Genomic DNA, 14,988 nt, shown 5'->3' on the forward strand with positions numbered 1-14,988 from the left:
ATGCTCCAGATCAACCGCAAGCGCCGCGCCGTGAAGGTCGCGGCGGTCGTGGCCGCGCTCGCCGCCGTGCTCGCCTGCGAGGGCGAGGGCACCAAGAGCGACCGGCCGGCGGACGACCGCCAGGCCGACCCGAAGGCCAAGCGGACCGTCGTCATCCAGATCACGGAGGCCAGCGGACCGTACGACGTGTGGGTGCGCGCGTCGAAGGTCGGCGACGCTCGGGGCGACCACACGCGGGAGAAGATCGCCAGCGGGCCCTACCGGCAGACGCTCGACTACACGTCGGGGCTGAAGATCGACGTCACGATCACCGCGACGGGGCACCGTACCGATCTGTTCCGCTGTGAGATCACCGACGGGAAGAAGGTGGTCCGGGAGCGCGCCGCCGGCCAGGTTCAGTGCAAGCTCACGACCTCGCGGTGACCCGGCGCAGCAGCCGCGCCCAGACGAGGCGCAAGCGGTCCCGCCATCCGGCCCGGCGGTAGTCCTCCGGCGGGTTGAGTCTCCATCCACCAGCACTCATGACCGACAGTATGGGACCTGCACTGTCGTTACGACAGTGCAGGTCCCGCTGTTGGATCACCGGGTCCAGGCGACGAACCGCTCATGCAGGTCGGCGGGGTCGGCGTCCGGCAGTTCGGCGGTCGCCACGAACAGCAGCGACCCGACGTACATGGCGAGGTTGATTCGGTTGTCCCCGTACGCCTCGGCGAGGCGTACCCGCGCCGGGTCGCACGGCCAGTCCTGTTCGCACGCGAGACAGTCCCACTGCGGCCGGCGGGGAAGGTGCTCGCCGGCCATCCGCCCGTCGAGCGCGGCCACGGATCGCTCGGCTTGTAGCGCCCGGGCCGCCCGCACGGTTGTCGGTATCTCACCCATCACTGCCGCCCCCTGGCGTTGGGTGGCTAGTGGGCGTCCGGTCATCGTCGGCGCGGACGCCCACCGCCTCTCGGCGGAACGGCGGCGACGGTCGCACACATCGCGTCGGGTTCGGATGTTCGCCACCGCCGTCCCGTGAACAGGACGCTACGGAGCGTTAGTGCAGGTCGGAACGGTGACGCTGTCCGGGAACAGGTGGCGGACAGGATCAGTCGGTGGCGGACACCAGGGCGTGCCGGTACTCGTGTGTCCACTCCGCGTCCCGCTGGTCCGCCGGCAGCCCGGCCAGACCGACCCGCAGGTTGTCGGCGGCGGCGGTCCGGTCGCCGAGCGCCAGGTACGCCAACCCGAGGCCCATTCGGCTGAACGTCGGCGACAGCCAGTACGCCGTAGCCGGCGGTGGCGCGGCCTCGGCGGACGTGGTGAGATCACTCGCCTCGCCGAGCAGCCGCGCCGCCGTGGTCCGGTCGCCCAGCAGCGCGTACCCGTGGGCGGCCTGGATCGCGTCCCCCACCCGCTGCAACGGCGACGCGCCCGGCGTGTGGAAGGCGGCCAGGAAGTAGCGGACGATGCCGCGCGGGTTGCCGCGCTGACGCTCCAGGTAGCCACGGAAGTTCAGCGCCTGCGCCGCCAGCGGACCGGAGCCGAGCGCGTCCGCCTGGTCGGTGGCCTCACCCAGCACCCGAACCGCGTCCGTGTCGTTGCGGGCCTCGGCGTGCAACCAGCCCACGAACTGGGTCCACTCGGCGGCTACTTCGCGCAGGGCGTCCGCGTGCGGGCCTCGGGCGTTGACGGCGAGGTCGTGCGCGGTGCGCCACTGCGGCACCGAACACGGCAGCATCATCGGGGCGGGCAGCGCGTCGTCGAGTCGCCGTTGCGCGGCGAGGACGTCGGCGAGCAGGCGCACGCTCTCGGCGTCCAGGCGCGTGGGATGGGCGATGACGTGGGCGATCCGCTGGTCGTCGTCGGGAGTGGTCACCGGTGGGGCGTCCGCGACCATCGCGGCGAGTACACCGCCCGCCCCCAACAGTTCGTCGAGGTGGGCGGCGGCCTCGCAGGTGGGTCGGGTCCGCCCGCTCTCCAGGTCGCCCAGGTAGGACTTCCCGCAGTGAGCGAGGGCGGCCAGGTCGCGCAGGGACAGGCCGCGGGCAGCGCGGAGCCGTGCGAGTTCGGCGGGGAATCGTGGGTCGACCACGGTGTTGATGCGGGCGGGCATGGGCGCTCCCGGTAGAGGACGGGGGCGGCAGCCCTGCCGGCCTCTACACCGGCGGGGCCACCACCTCCGACGCTACCTCGGAGTTTCGTCACAACCGTTGCCCGGAGGCCAACGTTTCGTCAACGGCCCCGGGGTGGTGCCGGTGGCCGTGGCCCTGCAGGGCCTGCTGGTCGTGTCGTCCGCGTCGGCTTGGGCGCCGGCGGTGCGGACGGCCTGGGCGGTCGGGTCACCCGTGCCGGCCGCGCAGCAGCCGGGCGACGGTCGCCGGGGCGTAGACCTGACGGCGGCCCCAGAACGCCACCACGAATGGGGCGGCCACGGCGATGACGCCCAGGATCCTCGCCTGCTGGTCGTCGTCGATCGGTAGGCCGAACGCGACGAGCAGGCCGAGCACGGCGGTGACCGCCGCGGTGATGGTGCCGACGGTCACCAAGGGCTCGGTGGAGTCGGAGTCGGGGTTGACGGACGGGATCGACATGGTCTCTCCTACTGGTCGTTGGGGCAGCCGAAGTCGGCTCGGAGCTGCCGGATGTCCCGGGCGATCTTGAGCCCGGCGGGGGTCTGTGGGGGCGTCTGCCGGTACGCGTCGTCGAGGGTGCTCACCACGCCGCACCACCGCCGTTCGGACTGCCGGGCGGCCTCGTTGCTGTAGATGATCGACACGGCGGACGACGCGAACGCGGCGAGCAGCACCGCGACGAGCACCCGCCATCCGTTGAACGTCACGGCTCACCCACCCCGGACGGCGCCGGAGACGACGATGGTCCCGACGCCGATGACGAGGGCGACGACGGAGAGCCAGATCCGTTGGCGTTGGCCTCCCGGCGCAGGCCGATAGCTCCACCCACCGCCGGACCGGTCAGCAGCGTGATCCCGGCCAGCACCAACATCTCCGACGCCTTGCCCGGCGGGACGATGAACGCCTGGTGCCCAACTATCGCCAGGCCAAGCAGCACGCAGCACCAGTCCCGTACCGTCTGCCGGATGCGCTCGGCGGTCACTCACTTGCCTGGCCCGAGAGTCGCCGCGCCACCTCGTCGACGAACTGGTCGGCGGCCAGTTCGCCCGACTGCGCCGCCCGAACCAGCTCGGCCAGGGCGGCGTCGCGCTCCGACTCGGCGGCGGCGACCTGGTTGATGCGGGCGAGGATCTGCTCGGTGTTGAGGCCCTTCGCGGCGGCGAGGACCGCTGCGAGGGTCGCGTCGGTCTTCTTCTGCCACGCCTCGTCGCGGACCCGCCATTTCACGGGCTCCACCGTCTCGTTGGCCTTGGTGGCTTGCAGGCCCACCGCCCAGGCCTCGATGACCCGGCTAGCTCGCTCCGACATGTCGTCGTCCTCTCCGGCCACAGCGGGCCAGCTCGCGGTGTTCTCGTCATCGGATGCGAGGCCGCTGAAGTGGATGTGGTCGGTGTGCGGGTCGGTGGTGCGCGCCTGCCTGGCCCAGCCGTTCGACCGCCACCACTGCGAGCCGTGCCAGATCACCCCGTACAGGCGGCTACGCGCCTCCGGGTCGGCCAGCACCCGCGTCACCAGCGCGTCCGCGTCGGCCTTGCTGAAGGACGGCCCGAGCATGACGTCGATCGCCCGGTGCTCGGGCCGTCCGTCCGGGTCGGACTGAGCGGCCTTGCTGCCGGCGGTGTCATCCTCGTTGTGGTCCGACGCCCGCTCCTGGTGCGCGGCGTCCCCGACGCCGTAGACGACCACGCCCGGCCACCGGCGCTTGACGTCGGCAGTCAGGGCCTGCATGTTCGCGGCGCGCATCAGGGCCTCCTACGGGTGCAGGTAGATGGACAGGCAGGTGTGCTTGGGGTTGAGCTTCACCTGGCCACTGGACAGCGCCACGGCGGCGCGCAAGCCGAACGAGTGCGACCCGGCGGCCAGCGCGAACGGCCAGTGGCCGGGGATCGTGGCCCGGCCATCCGAGACGTTGCCGGGGTCCCAAATCGCCGACGGCGCGTTGGTCGGGACCGCGCCGTCGATGACGAGGTCCAGGGTCGCCGCGGTGATGGTGCCGGCCGTCGTGAGTTGGAAGTCGCCCTGCCACACGGCCAGGCCGGTCATGCCGCCCTCGGGCACCACGACCGACGTGGTGCCCGAGGCGTAGCCGGCGGTGACGTTGGTGAGCGTCAGGTCGGTGGCCGTCGCCGTCAGGGTGTACTGCGCGCCCAGTTGGAGCTGGAAGCTAATCGGGTTGAGCCGCGGGGCGGTGAGGTCATCGCCAGCAGCAACAGACATGGTCTCTCCTCACAGGGCCACGACGGCAGGCGAGTACACGGTGACGGGAGTCCCGGACGGCCACGCCCGGACGACGCCGTTGACGGACCTGGCGGACACGGTCGCGGTCTGCGGGCTGCTCGACCCGGAGATCGCCGACAACCGCACCTGCTCCCCACCGACCAGCAGGTCCAGCGGGAATGAGCCCGCCTTGACGGTGAACAGGTGCCCGGTCGGGGTGGCCAGGGACAGTGACGTGGCGGTGCTGGTGATGCCGGCGGCCAGCGTCGCCCCCTGCACCGCGACGCGCTGGGGTCCGTTGACGCGGGCGACGTCCCACGGTGAGGCGGGCACCCCGGTGTAGGTGATCTGCCAGAGCCACTCGTCGAGCGTCTCCGTGTACCCGGTCACCAGCAGACGTGCGTCACCGGCCGCCCAGGACGGCAGCGATGTCACCCGCAGGGCGTCGCCGCTGTCCACGGCGAGCAGCGCGGCGATCCCCGACAGGTCCGCCTGCCAGTCCGGTGACGCGAGCTGCACGGATACGGACGGGTAGCGCGGCTGGTCGACGGTGCCCAGGTGGCGGATCCACGCCGCGTGGTCCTGCAGGGGTCCGTCCGCGAACAGGTTCAGCTCGACCTCGGTTCGATATACGCCCACGCCGGCCGGTGGCGGTACGGCGGCCAGTGGGCCGGTGGTCTGCACCGACCGCGCCGAACTGCCGCCGGCGCGTTTGACCGTCACGTCGTTACGGACCCGGCTGGCGTCGTCGACGGGCGCGAACGGCGGGATCAGCCGCGTGTACGGCAGGTCGACGGGTGTCTGGTTGTAGAGACTCGCCCGGGTCCGGTAGGCCAGCCCGAGGGCGCCACGCTGCTCGAAGAGCATCCCCCCGTCGGCCTCCGCGGGTTCGTCGAGCAGGTCCTGCAACGTGGCGACGGGCTGTGGGCCCAGGACGGTCTTCGACGCCGTCGCGGTGCCGGTCAGCGGGATGCCCGCCTCTGTGCACACCCGGGCCAGGCGGGCGGTAGCCGTCTCGCCCCGGTACGACTGAAGGTCGCTGAACGTCATCGGCGACACCGTGGCGGTGTCCCAGATCCGCAGGTGCCCCACGATGAACTCGTCAGCGACGGCGAAGGTCGCCAGGTTGGGGTTCAGGGCGACTGTGGTGATCCGGGTCAGCGTGCCGGCCACCGACGCGCTGGTGGTCAAGGTGCCGAACTTGACGGTGATGCTGATGTTCCCGCCGGACTGCGCGGCGGAGATCACCAGGTCTGCGGGGCCGCCGAACGTAAACACGGTGCTCCACACCACCGTCGCCGCGCCCGTGCCCGAGTAGCCCACCAGGTACGTGCCGTCCACGCCGCCGCGGTCCTGGACGAGCTCCCACCGCGCGTATGTGCCGCCCGGGGCGGCGTCCCAGCCCATGAGCGCCAGGTTGTCGTCGCTGCCGCCGACGGACTGCCAGAACACGTGCACCGACCACGCCACCGGCGTGGACACGCCCAGGGGCACCCGCCCGGTGAGGCTGCCGGCGGCCGTCAGCGACGGAAGCGGCAGCGTGCCCCAGCGGATCGTGCCGGCGGTGGACACGTTGACGTCGCCGGCGGCGAATGCCACGGTGCCCGCGCGGCGCATCGGCGCCACCCCGTTGACCGCCGAGGCGGCTTCCGTGGCGTCGGCTTCGTCCTCCAGCGGCCAGTACGCCAGCAGCGGCGTGCCCGCCTGGGCGGTGCGGCGGATCGGCGACCACTTCGGTTGCTCGCCCTGCCCGAGCCGGCGCAGGATCCCGGCGGCGTCGACGTCGACGTACCGGACCGAGCCGTTGATGTTCCAGCCGGGCGGCCACGACGCGATCTCGCCGTAGAAGCGGCCCACCAGCGCCCCGCCGACCGGGCCGGCGGACACACGCACCGGGGTGTTGCGGCCCAGGTAGCCGTACCACTGGCCGAGCGGGTTGCGCGGCGAGTAGTCCCCCGACAGGTTGTCGAGCCGGAAACCGCACTGGCCGGGGTCGGCCCGGGTGCCCTCGGACGTGCGGCCCCGGGTGATGGTCACCGGTCCGCGCAGGTCGGCGGTGATGTCCACCCAACTGAGGATCGGACCCAGGTACAGCTCGACCTTGACCTGGAAGCGGGCGCGGGCGGCCGGGGCGGTCACTTCGCGCCGCCCAGCACGACCTGGACGTTGCCGCCGCGGTTGGAGATGGCCCGGCGCAGCACCTCCAGCAGCAGGTTGTCGAGCTGCGACCCGGCCGAGTCGATCGTCAGGGCCGCCCCACCGCCGGTGCCGGCCGCCGACGTGACTGTCTCGCCGGCCTGGAGCATCGCCAGCACGTTCTGCCCCGGAGCGCCCGGCACCCGGCCGCCCGCGTGGAAGGTGGGCAGGTTCGGCACGCTGATCGAGTTGCCGCCGATGCCCGGCACCCACCCGGGCACCGTCCACGACAGCCGCCCCACCGTGCCGTTCCACGCGCGAGCCACGGCGTTGAACGCAGCCCGGTACGGGCGGGTGATGAACCCGGCGACCTTGCCGAACGCGTCGCCGGTCCACCCGGGGATCTTCTTGATGAAGTCCCAGGCGTTCGACGCCGCATTCTTGATCCACGTCCACGACGCGCGCCAGGCCCGCTGGAACCAGTCCGTCTTCGTCGCGATCAGCACGATGACGGCGACCAGCGCGATGATCCCGACCACGATCCAGGTGATGGGCGACGCCCACAGCGCGGCCGAGAACAGCCACTGCGCGGCTGTCCACACCTTCGTCGCCGCGGCGGCGGCGTACTGCCCGACGGTCGTAGCCCGGAACCACGTCACCGCGGACTTCATCGACGGGATCAGGAAGTTGTAGAAGCCGGACGCCAGGTCGCCGACACCGGTGCCGAGCAGCAGCAGGGACTCGAAGCCGAGGCCATCCTGGGTGGCCATCTTGATGCCCTTCATGCCGTCCTCGACGCCAGTCAGGGTGTCCCGGAAGCCCATCGACTTCGTGTCGAGGTTGTCGGCCGCCTCGCCGGCCCGGTCGAAGCTCCCGCCAGCCGCATCGACCTCCCGGCCCATGTCGCGGGCCGCGCCGCCGACCCGGTTGAACGAGTCGTGGAGCTGCTTGTCCTCGCCAGCGAAGGTGAGCGTGACCTGGTTGGCCATCAGGTGACCTCCAGCCCGGCGTCACGGGCGAGCGCGGTCAGCGCGGCCGACATGATCTCGGTGACCCGGTCACGGCGGACCTCCAGGCCCTTGTAGACGTACCGGCCACCTCGGATGTACGGGCGCACCACCGACCGGCCCGGCCCGACCCGGCCGCCGAAGTCCAGCCACGGCGCGTACGGCGCGCGCCGGCCGCCCAGGGCGATGCGGGCCACCCGCTGACTCGATCGGGCCTTCAGCGACGCGGCGGCGGCGCCCGAGCGGCGGGGGAAGCGCGGCCCGGCGTAGTCGATGATCTCGTCGGCGGCCTCGTTGAGCGCCAGCCGGAGCTGCTTGGGCAGGCCAGCATCCATGGCGCGCAGTTGCGCCTGGAACTCGCGCAGCCCGGTCACCCGGATCTTGTCGGCCATCACACCCCCGCCTTCAGTCGCGCCAGCTCTTCGTTCTGCGCCTTCAGCGCGTAGTACCGGGTCCAGTACAGGAATTCGGCCTGGCTCATCTCGGCCCGCAGCCGCGCCACGGTCATGCCGAGCTTCTGCGCCAGGAAGAACTCGAAGTGCAGATCAGCGTCGTCGAGAAGTGCTTTTGGTCGCCTCCTTGGCGGAAGAGGGCTTCAGCCCGGACAGCTCGGCGATGGCGTCGGACACGGCGACCAGGTCACCGGCACCACCGGCCGCCGCCCACGCCGCCACGTCCTCGACGGACAACTGCGGGTTGGTCATCCCCGTGGAGACGATGAAGTTGTCCCGCTCGGCGGTCGACCGGCCGCCCTCCTGGGCCTCCAGCACCTCGTCGCGGGTCAGCGCGCGGATGGCCACGGTGGAGCCGTCCGGCAGCGTGGCGGTGCCCTTGCCAGTTTTGCGGGCGAGGATCTGCTCGCGGGTCAGGTGCGACATGCCGGGGCCCCTTACGCCTGGGTGGTGGTGGTGACGACGTCGGAGATCTCGAACTCGGCCGACCAGGTGACCATGTCGTCGACCGGGTTCGTCTCCACGTACTTCGACAGCACCGCCGAGAACGCGTCCTGCGGCTTGCCGGTGCCGGTGCCCTCCGGCTTGCGCACGACCGCCACGGTGGTGCCCAGCAGCGGCTTGAGCGCGTTACGCGGCCCGGTCGAGGCGGTGTTGTCGTACGTGCCGCCGCACGAGAACTTCCCGTCGAGCAACCCGCCCTGCTTCGTGTGGGCCGTCTTGCCGTACCCGGTGGTCTGGTGCACCTCGGCCGAGCCCTCGTAGCTCGACGTCTTGCAGTACGGGCTGATGTCCTTCGTGGCCACCGTGATGACGGTGAACTGGCCGTGCACGTACGCCATGGCTACGCGCCCTTTCCGGTGATGTCGAGATGGAAGATCGCCGCCAAGTAGTCCGTGCCGGCGTACTTGGCGGTGTCGAACTCGGCCCACGCCACCCGGACGCTGTCGCAGCTCGTGTACTCGTGCGCCTCGATCGCGGCCTTCACCGACCGATCGCCTGACCCGTCGGCGTACGCGGCGATGGCCTGCCGGGCGGTCGGCTGGGTCGGGTTGGCGACGAGCACGATCACGGTCAGATCTGGGTAGTGGTCGCTGCCGCGCCCGTACGTCGCGTCGTAGTCGATGCGCTCCGGCAGGGTGACCACGACCGCCGGAGACTGCACGCGCTGCACGCCCCACTCCGGCACGTTCAGGCCCTCGATCGTGCCGAGCGCGGTGGCCAGCTCCCCGCTGACGTCTTCCAGGTTCACCGGTCAGCCCACCCTGCGGCGACGAGACAGACCAGCCAGCGCGGTGTGCACGTCGGGGTCGAGACGGGCCAGCAACCGCATCTCCGACCCGTCCGACGGCGACCCCGCCACCCCGTACGGCGAATCTCGCCGCGCGGCCCACCTTGAGACCTGGAGCTTGCACGCCCCGATCACCCCGGCGGGCACCGCAGACCAGCCCCAGAGCGCCGAGATGGCCACCGGGCTATCGGGGCTGTCGGTGAAGCCCAGCCGCTCGTACGGCTTGCCATCGGCCGCCGCGTTGTCCGGTAGCAGCGTGGTGCCGCTCGACGCGAGCACCACCCCGCCGACGGTCAGGCCGGTGACGTCCTGGACGTCGTCGACCTCCAGCAGCCACAGCCCCGACACCGCGTCGTACGCGGCCGGACGGCGGTACGTACGGACGGTCGGGGCGTCAGCCTTGCCGAACTGCCGGTTGCACCGCTTGTCGATCGCGCGGGACGCCGCCGTGCACCAGGTGGCCAGCTCCTCCTCGTCCACGCCAGGGGCGCGCACGAACTCCGCGGCGGACGCCGCGGTGAGGTAGTCAGGCTTCCAGGGCACGGCGGCGCTCCGTCACTTCTCGGCCGGCTTGGGGGCCTTGGCGTTGGCGAACTCGTCCGCCGTGGCCTCGCGCGCGTCGTCGACGCTGGTCCCGACGTACCGCTTGCCCGTGAAGGGGCTGACGGTGCGCCCGTCGCGCTCCAGCTCGTCGCGCTGGCCCTCGCTGAAGGTGAACTTCGGCTCGGTCGGCGGCGAGACCGTCATGGTCGACGTCGCCGGCTCACCGGTCGCGGTCACCTGCTCGCGCAGCTTGGCGACCTCGGCGGCGTAGCGGTCCCGCTCACGAGCGAGCGCGTCCGCGTCTGCCGACTGCTCGCGCAGCTTGGCGACCTCGGCCTCCAGCTCGCGCACCCGGTCGGCGTCGGTCTTCGGGGTGCTCTGCGTCTGCGGCGCCGGGGTGCTCTGCGCCCCGGCCGCCCGCGATCCTGTCTGCGCCATCGGCGTCTCCCTCTTCGATTCGGTCAGTCCGGTCCGGGTCACGGGATCGGGTCGTAGACGATCTCGCGCACGCCGGTCAGGTCGGTGATCGCGGCGGCCTTGTAGCCCCAGATCGCCAGGTCGACGTACGCGACCCGGTACTGGAACTCCAGCCGCTCCGGGGCGGAAGCCCAGCCGTGCACCGACTCCCGGTCGAAGATGTACGAACTCGCGGGCACGGAGCCCGACGCGGCGAGCGCCCACGCCGGCAGCATGGTGATGCCGTTGATGTCGAGCGCCGCCCAGCGGGTGCGGGACGTGCCCGACGCGTTCGACGGGCCCAGCGCCGGGTACAGCCGGCGACCGTCGGCGTCCTTCGCGGCGACCAGCGCCTTGTAGAGGTCCACCTGAGCGAAGCCGTCGGTCATCGAGAAGCCACCGCGCACGAACTGGAGGGCGGCGAGCGCCGCGGTGAGCGCCTGGTCCAGGGCACTGTCGACCGCGCCGGCAGTGATGGTGATCTGGGTGGGCGACGCGGCGTCGAGCACCGCCACGGCCTCGGCCTCCAGCGCCTCGTACCAGGCGCGCTGCATCTGCCGCCAGATGATGCTGGACAACTGCGGGTTGCCGCCCTGGTCCCAGGCCGGGCGGGTGATCTCCACCTTGCCGGCCACCGGGGTCGGAGTGATGGTCTGTGACGTCGCGGTGAGCGCACCCGGGGTCGGCTCGACGCCCTCGGTGTGGTTGGCGACCAGGCCCGAGGCGGTGGCGAACTTCGGCAGCACGAACGGCGTCGAGTCGTTGAGCGTGCCCTTGCTGATGGTGTCCCAGATCGGCGAGCGGAACTCGCGCTGGTCGACGTACAAGTCGGGGCGCTGCCGGTTCGGGTTGAGGCTCGTCACGTCCGCCCGGTCGACGTCGAACTGCGCGCTGCGCATCGCCACGTCGAACTGCTCGCGCATGAACCGCTCGGCCCGAGCCTTCGCCTCGCCGTCGCCCTTCTGCCCCGAGATGAGGTCGGTGGAGAAGTCGTGCGTGCCCCGGGTCAGGTTGCCGCTGCGGTCGAACCGGTACGGCTGCTCCTCGTTCACCTGCGACGCGGCGACCGTCCGCCGGGTCGCGTCGACGGTGGCGCGGCGCTCCGGCTCGGCGGCCGGGGCGGGGGCCACCTGCGGCAGGCCGAGCAGGGTGGTGAACTTGCCGCTGCGGATCAGCCCGTCGACCTGCTCGGCGGACAGCACCAGGCCGCCCTCCGGGGCACCCTTCGCCTGGGCCGGCTGCTGTGCCTGCACCAGCGCCTGGATCGCGCCCGGCCGACCCAGCAGCGCGGTCAGTTGGTCCTGGCTGAGGTTGAGGCCACCGGCTGCCGGCGGCGTGGTCTGAGTCGTGTTCGACTCGTCCTTCTCCGGCATCCCGGATCCTCCATCTCGTTGCGCCCGCACCTTGGCGACGCGGGCGTCGTCGAACGCGGGGACCGCCGTGATGCTGGTCTCCCGCAGGTCAGCCCGGCGCACCCGCACCGTGCCCTGGTTCTTCTCGTCCGGCACCGTGTCGGCCGCCATGTCGAAGTCCACGCCGACGGAGAGCCCGTCGAGGGTGCCGTGTTCGGCCAGCGCCAGCGCCTCGTCACCGGCCGGACCGGGAGCGACGCTGAACTTGACCTTCAGGCCGCGCGGGGTGTCGGTCAGCTCCACGGCCTTGCCGAGCGGCTGCCGGTAGTCGTGATCGCGCAGCAGCTTCACGCGGCCCGGGTCGGACCACTTCAGCGAGCCGGGCTCGAACAGGAACTTGACGCCGTACTTGGTGGCCGTCTTGCCGTACGGCAGGGCCAGGCCCTCGATCGTGCGGCGCTGGGTGTCGACGGTGAAGCCGATCACCTCGGCGTCGAACGTCACCCCCGACTGCGCGTCGAACGTCCGGCCGGCCGGAGCCGCCGAGGCGTCGACCTGCTCCGGCTCGGCCGCCTGCTCGCCGCCGTCCTCGACGGGCGGCGGGGCGGGCTTGGGCTTCGGCGCCGGGCCGGACAGTTGGGCGAGCGCCCGGACCTCGTCGGAGTCGATCGCGTTCATGTCGTAGAGGCCCCTCCAGTAGGCGACCTGCCCAGCCGGGTCCGGCTTGAGGTAGTCCGTCAGGTCGAACCGCACGGCGTGCCCGCGGCGGGTGACGTCGCCCATCGAGAGCCGCTGGGTGATCGCGGTCATGTACGGCGCGTACGTCTCATTGATCTTCGTCATGCGCCGGTCGGCGGCGTTGAAGTACGTGCGGCTGGTGGTGCTGACGCCCAGGTCTTCGGGGTCCACACCGAGGCCGTTGGCGATCTCCAGCGTCACCTGCTGCTGGAGCTGCACGAGCTGGATCTCGGCGGGCGAGGGAGCGTTGACGTCCAGGCGCTTGACGTTGCTCGGCACCCACGCGGTGCTGCCCCGCTTGCGCTGCGCCCGCCACTCGGCCAGGAAGGGGTCGATCTCGTCTTCGGCCATCGGCTCGACCGACGGGTCGTCCGAGTCGGTGAACAGGTCCAAGGGGCGCGGGTTGTCCGCGTACGTGGACGCCAGGCGGTCCAGCAGCAGAGCCCGACGGATCGCCCGCGCGTTCGCCGACAGCAGACCCGGGTTCGGGCTGTCGAACCGGATCAGGGCGTCGGACGGCGTCGCCTTCCCCGCCACCCACACGATCGTCACGCCCCGGGCGTCGCGGCCGGACGGGAACGGGTTCGGCTGACCCTTTGGCGGGTTCAGGCTCACCGTGCCGACGTCCAGGTGTCGGGCGGCGACCGGGAACCCGGCGAAGTCCTGCGCGGTGATCAGCCACCACGAGATGCCCTCGAACGCCAGATCCTCGATCGTCTGCGACAACGTGACGACGTTGGCGACGTCCGGGTCGATCTGCTCCAGGAACGGCGACCGAACGATGTCCAGGCCCTTGTACTGCACCAGCGGCAGCGTGGCGATCGAGCACAGAGCGTTGCGGCCACGCTGCACTGCCGCCACCGACAGCGCCTCCGACCGGGACACCCGGCCCGGCGCCGCCGCGCTCATCTCCGCGAACAGGCGATCAATCGGCCGGGGAGCGGAGTCGAACTGAGCGGCGGCGGCCGGCGCGAGCACCCCGCGCACCTGTGCGGCGACGGCCGCCATCCACCCCATGCCGGAAGTGTAATACGCGAATCGCAGTTCCGGTGTTAGCCGCCGTGCACCTTGCGGGACACCTTGCGCAGCACCGGCAGAGTCCGCGCCAGATGCACCGCACCGGCGACCGCGTACACCGCGTCAGTCGGCCGGTCGTCGGCCCGGGTGAACACCCAGCCGTCACCGCGCTTCAGCTTCTCCGCGCCGCCGACCTGGGCGTCCAACATGTCCTGACCGGAGTGCGCCAGCGTGTGCGCCTTGACCTCCTTCACCAGGCCCATGCACACCGCCGTGGTCTCGCCCCTGATGTCCTCGACCTTCACACCCCGCGGCGGCCACCCGTGCACGCCGTCGCTACGCCGGTCCGCCACCTTCGCCGCGACCGCCGCCGCCGGCCCGGCCGGGAACCAGCCCACGACCTTCGGCTTCAGCCGCTCCACCCAGCCGGGCAGGTCGCGCTCCAACTGTGACTCCGCGTCCAGCCCGGACCACTCGGCGACCGTCTCCACCCGCACCCGCCCGTCGGTGAGCACCGCCGCCACGGCCAGCGTGGCGTGCGTGCCGTCCAGCGACAGATCCATGCACGCCGCCAGGCGGCCCCGCTCCCCGTCCAGCGCGGCGGCGTCCTTGCAGTCCTTCCACGCGGTGGGGTCGATCGCCGGGTCCAGCAACTGCACCCGGATACACATGTGCTCCGTCTTGAAGCCGTTCAGCGCCCGGCCGCCCCGGGCCACCGCCCGGCGGGCCTGGGCGAGCAGCTTCGCCGCGTTCTTGCGGTGCCCCAGGTTCGGGTTGGCCTGGGCCAGCGCCTCGATGTCCAGCGGGTCCGCGTCCTCCGGCGCCGACCACTCGGCCAGCATCAGGTCGTCGTCACCCTCGCCCGTTTCGATGAACTCCAGCGCCGAGTCGCGCAGGTCGTTGAGCACGACGGACTTGTCGCTGCCGGCGTTGGACAGCGCCCAGATCTGCGAGCCCGGGCGGGCGGACGTCGTCGGCTCGGCTGCCTCGTACGCCTCGTACGTGTGGTGCTGGCGCAGCTCGTCGAGGATCAGCCGGTCCACCGACAGCGACCGGCCGCCCTCGTCATTGCTGGCCGCGATCTTGTAGCGGCAGGCGTCCATGTCGTCGACGTCGCCCGACGGCGCGTACACCAACTCCTGCTCGCCGTTGGCCTTGCGGACCCCGCCCTTGTCGGGGATGCCCGCGCGCAGCTCCGGGATGCGGCGGGCCAGCTTCACCGCCTTCAGCCACGACTCCCGGGCGTAGTCCAGCTTCGTCGAGGTGCCCAGCACCATCGGCATCCGCCCACGAAACAGCCAGTACAGCGTCAGCACGACCAGCAGCTCCGTCTTGCCGTTCTGCCGGCTGACCAGAACCAGGATCGTCGAGAACCGAGGCGACCCGTCGGGTAGCAGCTCCCCGCCGTGGATGGCCAGCCACCGCTGCCAGGGGTCGAGCGGGTGCCGCAGGACGTCCCGGGCGAACTCGTCGACGTCGAACCCGTACGACGTGGCCGGGGTGAGCGCACAGCCGCAGCCACAGGGGCCCGGTTCGCCGGTCACGAGCGGGGGCGTGAACAGCCGCGGCTCGGTGCGGCCCACGATCGGGGGGTCGAGGACGGCAACGGTCACGGTCGGCTCCGATCGGTCGGGGCGAGCCCCGGGGAGAGAGAAAAAGGACAGG

At 71.7% G+C, this 14,988-nt stretch carries 18 protein-coding genes; 1 reads left to right on the top strand and 17 read right to left on the bottom strand.

Features of this window, described 5'->3' with window-relative positions; all coding sequences use genetic code 11:
• Positions 1 to 423, top strand: a complete 423-nt coding sequence (locus tag AB0J36_RS15485; protein WP_363660764.1) for a hypothetical protein — start codon at positions 1 to 3, stop codon at positions 421 to 423.
• Positions 424 to 579: 156 nt separating this feature from the next.
• On the opposite strand, the gene AB0J36_RS15490 is transcribed toward AB0J36_RS15485, so the two are convergent.
• The 17 genes from AB0J36_RS15490 to AB0J36_RS15570 form a co-directional block, all read right to left on the bottom strand.
• Positions 580 to 879, bottom strand: a complete 300-nt coding sequence (locus AB0J36_RS15490) for a flavin reductase (protein WP_363660765.1) — start codon at positions 877 to 879, stop codon at positions 580 to 582.
• A 208-nt stretch (positions 880 to 1,087) separates the two neighbouring features.
• Positions 1,088 to 2,095 (bottom strand): helix-turn-helix transcriptional regulator, encoded by a 1,008-nt coding sequence (locus AB0J36_RS15495; protein ID WP_363660766.1) that lies wholly within the window; start codon positions 2,093 to 2,095, stop codon positions 1,088 to 1,090.
• Between the two features lie 226 nt (positions 2,096 to 2,321).
• The gene (locus tag AB0J36_RS15500) at positions 2,322 to 2,573 is read right to left on the bottom strand and encodes a hypothetical protein (protein WP_363660767.1); all 252 of its coding nucleotides are present in this window, start codon (positions 2,571 to 2,573) and stop codon (positions 2,322 to 2,324) included.
• Positions 2,574 to 2,581: 8 nt separating this feature from the next.
• A complete protein-coding gene (locus AB0J36_RS15505; RefSeq protein ID WP_363660768.1) occupies positions 2,582 to 2,821 on the bottom strand; it encodes a hypothetical protein in 240 nt (79 codons plus the stop codon).
• Positions 2,818 to 3,096 (bottom strand): hypothetical protein, encoded by a 279-nt coding sequence (locus AB0J36_RS15510; RefSeq protein WP_363660769.1) that lies wholly within the window; start codon positions 3,094 to 3,096, stop codon positions 2,818 to 2,820. The genes AB0J36_RS15505 and AB0J36_RS15510 overlap by 4 nt, the downstream gene beginning before the upstream one ends.
• On the bottom strand, positions 3,093 to 3,857 hold the full coding sequence (locus AB0J36_RS15515) for a hypothetical protein (RefSeq protein WP_363660770.1): 765 nt from the start codon (positions 3,855 to 3,857) through the stop codon (positions 3,093 to 3,095). Before AB0J36_RS15515 ends, AB0J36_RS15510 begins: the two co-directional genes overlap by 4 nt.
• A gap of 9 nt (positions 3,858 to 3,866) precedes the next feature.
• Positions 3,867 to 4,331: a hypothetical protein gene (locus AB0J36_RS15520; RefSeq protein WP_363660771.1), complete on the bottom strand. Its 465-nt coding sequence runs from the start codon at positions 4,329 to 4,331 to the stop codon at positions 3,867 to 3,869.
• 9 nt (positions 4,332 to 4,340) lie between these two features.
• A complete protein-coding gene (locus tag AB0J36_RS15525; protein ID WP_363660772.1) occupies positions 4,341 to 6,470 on the bottom strand; it encodes a hypothetical protein in 2,130 nt (709 codons plus the stop codon).
• The gene (locus tag AB0J36_RS15530) at positions 6,467 to 7,456 is read right to left on the bottom strand and encodes a hypothetical protein (RefSeq protein ID WP_363660773.1); all 990 of its coding nucleotides are present in this window, start codon (positions 7,454 to 7,456) and stop codon (positions 6,467 to 6,469) included. The genes AB0J36_RS15525 and AB0J36_RS15530 overlap by 4 nt, the downstream gene beginning before the upstream one ends.
• A complete protein-coding gene (locus AB0J36_RS15535) occupies positions 7,456 to 7,866 on the bottom strand; it encodes an HK97 gp10 family phage protein (protein ID WP_363660774.1) in 411 nt (136 codons plus the stop codon). Before AB0J36_RS15535 ends, AB0J36_RS15530 begins: the two co-directional genes overlap by 1 nt.
• Positions 7,867 to 8,019: 153 nt before the next feature.
• The gene (locus tag AB0J36_RS15540; RefSeq protein ID WP_363660775.1) at positions 8,020 to 8,352 is read right to left on the bottom strand and encodes a hypothetical protein; all 333 of its coding nucleotides are present in this window, start codon (positions 8,350 to 8,352) and stop codon (positions 8,020 to 8,022) included.
• 11 nt (positions 8,353 to 8,363) lie between these two features.
• Positions 8,364 to 8,768, bottom strand: coding sequence for a hypothetical protein (locus tag AB0J36_RS15545; protein ID WP_363660776.1), 405 nt, complete (start codon positions 8,766 to 8,768; stop codon positions 8,364 to 8,366).
• A 2-nt stretch (positions 8,769 to 8,770) separates the two neighbouring features.
• Positions 8,771 to 9,178 carry a hypothetical protein gene (locus AB0J36_RS15550; RefSeq protein ID WP_363660777.1) on the bottom strand — a complete coding sequence of 136 codons (408 nt, stop codon included), beginning with the start codon at positions 9,176 to 9,178 and terminating at the stop codon, positions 8,771 to 8,773.
• Between the two features lie 3 nt (positions 9,179 to 9,181).
• Positions 9,182 to 9,760: a hypothetical protein gene (locus tag AB0J36_RS15555; protein ID WP_363660778.1), complete on the bottom strand. Its 579-nt coding sequence runs from the start codon at positions 9,758 to 9,760 to the stop codon at positions 9,182 to 9,184.
• 12 nt (positions 9,761 to 9,772) lie between these two features.
• Positions 9,773 to 10,198, bottom strand: a complete 426-nt coding sequence (locus AB0J36_RS15560) for a hypothetical protein (protein WP_363660779.1) — start codon at positions 10,196 to 10,198, stop codon at positions 9,773 to 9,775.
• Positions 10,199 to 10,236: 38 nt separating this feature from the next.
• Positions 10,237 to 13,323: an HK97 family phage prohead protease gene (locus AB0J36_RS15565; RefSeq protein WP_363660780.1), complete on the bottom strand. Its 3,087-nt coding sequence runs from the start codon at positions 13,321 to 13,323 to the stop codon at positions 10,237 to 10,239.
• A 35-nt stretch (positions 13,324 to 13,358) separates the two neighbouring features.
• The gene (locus tag AB0J36_RS15570; protein WP_363660781.1) at positions 13,359 to 14,936 is read right to left on the bottom strand and encodes a terminase; all 1,578 of its coding nucleotides are present in this window, start codon (positions 14,934 to 14,936) and stop codon (positions 13,359 to 13,361) included.
• Positions 14,937 to 14,988: the final 52 nt, after the last annotated feature.

The organism is Micromonospora sp. NPDC049662 (assembly GCF_040675055.1).
In the GTDB taxonomy this organism is placed as follows: domain Bacteria; phylum Actinomycetota; class Actinomycetes; order Mycobacteriales; family Micromonosporaceae; genus Micromonospora.